The sequence below is a fragment of the Streptomyces sp. NPDC006265 genome (genome assembly GCF_040613555.1).
In the GTDB taxonomy this organism is placed as follows: Bacteria; Actinomycetota; Actinomycetes; order Streptomycetales; family Streptomycetaceae; genus Streptomyces.
This window is the reverse complement of record NZ_JBEXSH010001063.1, coordinates 1-2,720: the sequence shown is the minus strand read 5'-3', so window position 1 is coordinate 2,720 and position 2,720 is coordinate 1. Positions and strand designations below refer to the sequence as shown.

Here is a 2,720-nt window from a genome sequence, read left to right as displayed (position 1 = left end):
GTGGTGATCTGGTCGCTGCGGCCGCCCTTGGGAGCCTGGACCGCCTCGGCCCGGGTGATCTTGCCGTTGCTCATCGTCAGGCGGACCTGCACGGCGCCGTACTGCGTCTGCGCCGCGTCACCGGTGACCGCGCCGTTCACGCCGCCCTGCGGGGCCTGCCCGGCCGCCGCGGGCGGCGCCTGCCCCGCCGCCTGGGCGGAGCCCGGGTCGGAGGCCGGCTTCAGCGACAGCAGCAGCACGATCCCGGAGACGGTGGCTGCGCCGGCGAGCACGGCACGCCGGACGGGGTGAGACTTCCTCATTGTTTCCCAAACTCCTGAAGGGCTGTAGTTGTCCCGAAACGCTCACATCTCGAACGACTCGTGATGGATACGGCGGGCGGGTACGCCCGCGCCGCGCAGTGCCTCGTAGACCGACTGGGCGAAGCCGGGCGGCCCGCACATGAAGACGTCGTGGTCGTCGATGTCCGGGATCTTGCGCTGGAGGGACTCCGCCGAGATGTCGGGGCGTTCTCCCTCCGGACTGTTGACCGCGTACATCAGCCGCGCGCCGCGCTCGTCGGCGATCTTGGCGAGTTCGCCCCACAGCGCCAGGTCCTGGGTGGTGTTGGCCCGGTAGAGAAGGGTGATGTCGCCGGACGCGCCCGGCAGCGTCTCGAACAGCGCCCGCATCGGGGGCCCGACGACGAGGAGGTCGGCTCCGGTCTGTCCGCCAACGCGCTCGGCGACGGCCCGGACGAGGAGGGCACGCAGGAAGCGGACTCGGCCATGACCGGCGACCAGGACGAAGACGAGTCCGGCCTGACCGCGGCCGCGTTCGGCGAGACCACGGCAGCCGCGACAGCGACCGAAGCGCGGATCATCCCCCGTCCCAGCGCCGCGACCTCCACCGTGCTGGCCGCGCTGGCTACCCCGCCGACCGAGCCCGAAGACCCCCAGGTCCAGGTCCTCGGCCCGGTGACCCTGACCGGCGCGCAGGGCCAGGTGGGCAGCAACCGGCGCAACCACCTTCTGGAGATCGCCGCCTGGCTCGTGCTGCACCCGGGCCTGGGCCGCCAGGACCTCGACAACGCGATCTGGCCCGGGCTGCGCAAGACCTCCAGCACCCGCAACACCGCGATCTCGCGGCTGCGCTCCTGGCTCGGCCCCAACCCCCACCTGCCCGCCGACGACCCCCAGGGCGCCTACCTCCCCGCGGTCACCGAAGGTGTCTACCGCCTGGGGCCCGCGGTGACCTCGGACTGGGACCGGTTCAAGGAGCTGTACCAGCAGGGCATGCACCACGACGGGCAGGACGCCGACGTCGCCCTCGCCCATGCCCTGGCCCTCGTGCGCGGCCGCCCCTTCGCGGACGTCGACCCCTCCAAGTACTGCTGGGCGGAGGCCGACATCCAGGAGATGATCAGTGCCATCGTTGATGTCGCCCACGAGCTCGCCGAGCGCCGCCGCCAGGTCCGCGACTACCGGGCGGCGGCCCAGGCCGTCACCAAGGGCATGCTCGTCGACTCCCAGAGCGAGCTGCTCTACCGGGACCTCTTCACCATCTGCCACGAGATGGGCGACCGCGAGGGCCTGGAGCGCGCGGCCGCCCAGCTAGCGCGGATCAACATGGAAGAGGGCGTTGATTCCTCGCCCGAGACCGTCGGCCTGCTCCGCACGCTCCTCAAGGGCGAGAGGATCAAGCCCACTTTGGGGTCCGCGGCCTCATGATCCATCCCAGATTCACTGACCTCCGGTGTCACACCGCACCGCTCGATCACACCTGTAGAGAGCGAGGGGCCTCTTCGGCCGTTCATCCGACGAAGGAGACCGCGCACATGAGCCGCCGCCGGCAGCACGCCTTCATCCCGCCCGCCGGGCCCACCACCCCGGCGGGCCTCACCAGGGAAGGAGGCCGCCGATGACCACCTTCCAGTGGGCGCTGCCCGCCAGCCTCGCCGTGGCCGGGATCGGCGCTGCGGCCACCGTCGCCATGGTGCTCGGCAACCGGCGCAGAGCCGCCGAGCAGAACGCCACCGCCGAGGAGCGCGCCCAGCTCGCCCTCCAGCGCCGCAACGCCTGGCAGCGCCGCCTCGCCGTGATCGCGCTCGGCGTCGGCTGTCTGATGATGTTCGTCCTCGCGGGCATCGCCGCCTGGCTCTCCTTCGGGGCGCAGCGCGAGTACGCCCACGCGCACAATGGCGGCGACTGGGACGCGGCGACCGGTTTCGCGCTGCTCCTGGACGCCGGCGCCCTCAGCCTCTCCCTCATCCGCTTCTTCGAGGCCCTGACCCTGCGCTCCTCCGCGATCACGCGGATCCTGCTGATGGGGTTCGTGTCCGCCTCGGCGGCGATGAACCTGCTCCACGCCCCCGGGGCGGGAGCCGGCAGCGCGTTCCTCGCGGTGGTTCCGCCGCTGGTGTACGCGATCCTGCTCGAGATGCTGCTGTACAAGATCGAGCAGGTCATCATGGGCCGGCAGAAGCGACGCAAAGCCGACCGGGACCGCGCCTACAGCCTGCTGCTGTGGTTGCCCTGGCCGATCGGCGCGCCGGTCAGGATGTGGAAGGCGTGGCGGGCCGAGCTCCTGGCGACCGTCGACAACGTCCGCGTGATCGGCTCCCAGCGCCCTCGCCCCTCCGCCGCCGCGGCCAAGGTGACCGTGGAGCGCGCCGACCCGGCGCCCGTCGTGGACCCCGCCGCGGTCGCCGCGGCTCCGGCCAACGCCCTGCCGGCCAGCAC

Annotated in this window: 2 protein-coding genes and 2 pseudogenes; 2 read left to right on the top strand and 2 right to left on the bottom strand. The window is 72.1% G+C overall.

The window, feature by feature from the left end; genetic code table 11:
- Positions 1–302 (bottom strand): annotated as a pseudogene (locus ABZ281_RS45230) (FMN-binding protein); the annotation flags it as partial.
- Positions 303–344: 42 nt separating this feature from the next.
- Positions 345–674: pseudogene (locus ABZ281_RS45225) on the bottom strand (ferric reductase); the annotation flags it as partial.
- A 93-nt stretch (positions 675–767) separates the two neighbouring features.
- Here ABZ281_RS45225 and ABZ281_RS45220 point away from each other — a divergent pair.
- Both ABZ281_RS45220 and ABZ281_RS45215 read left to right on the top strand, forming a co-directional pair.
- On the top strand, positions 768–1,709 hold the full coding sequence (locus ABZ281_RS45220; RefSeq protein ID WP_356664183.1) for a bacterial transcriptional activator domain-containing protein: 942 nt from the start codon (positions 768–770) through the stop codon (positions 1,707–1,709).
- 190 nt (positions 1,710–1,899) lie between these two features.
- Positions 1,900–2,720: DUF2637 domain-containing protein (locus ABZ281_RS45215; protein ID WP_356664181.1), on the top strand; the 821-nt coding region annotated here is incomplete at its 3' end.